This is a genomic window from Streptomyces anandii JCM 4720 (genome assembly GCF_014650655.1).
Classification (GTDB): Bacteria; Actinomycetota; Actinomycetes; order Streptomycetales; family Streptomycetaceae; genus Streptomyces; species Streptomyces anandii.
The window spans coordinates 1-651 of record NZ_BMVJ01000080.1; the positions used below are offsets into that span (position 1 = coordinate 1).

The following is a 651-nucleotide window of genomic DNA, read 5'->3' on the forward strand; positions in this document are numbered from 1 at the left end:
CAGCGTGCAGGCGTCCTCCAGTGACAGCACACCCGCGCAGTGCGCGGCCGCCAGCTCACCGATGGAGTGACCGGACACGAAGTCCGGGCGCACCGCCCACGACTCCAGCAGCCGGAACAACGCCACCTCGACGGCGAACAACGCGGGCTGCGTGTACGCCGTCTGGTCGATCAGACCAGACACGTCGTCGCTGCCGCCGAACACGACATCGCGCAGGGGAAGTTCGAACCGGGCGAACACCTCGTCCAGCGCCGCCGCGAACACGGGATACGCCTCATACAGCTCCCGGCCCATCCCCAGCCGCTGGCTGCCCTGACCCGTGAACAGGAACGCCAACTTGCCACCGGCCGGAGTACCCGTGACCGCTCCGGCCGGGACCTCACCCCGTTCCAGCGCTCCCAACTGCCTTAGCAAGCCCTCACGGTCGCCGGCGACGAGCACCGCCCGCCGCTCGAAGGACGCACGGCCCACGGCCAGTGAGTAACCCACGTCCGCCAGTCGGAGGTCGGAGCGCTCTTCGACATACGCGCCCAGCCGCTCCGCCTGCCCTCGCAGCGACTCCTCGCTCCGCGCGGACAGCACCCAAGGCACCACGGGCAGCGGCACCCGGTCCGCCACCTCGGCGGGCTCGTCGTCCTCCGCGGGGGCCTG

At 71.1% G+C, this 651-nt stretch carries 1 protein-coding gene; it reads right to left on the minus strand.

Going from position 1 to position 651, the window contains the following annotated elements:
- A partial coding sequence (locus IE249_RS39620; protein ID WP_229860023.1) for an acyltransferase domain-containing protein occupies positions 1 to 651 on the minus strand: 651 nt, incomplete at both ends.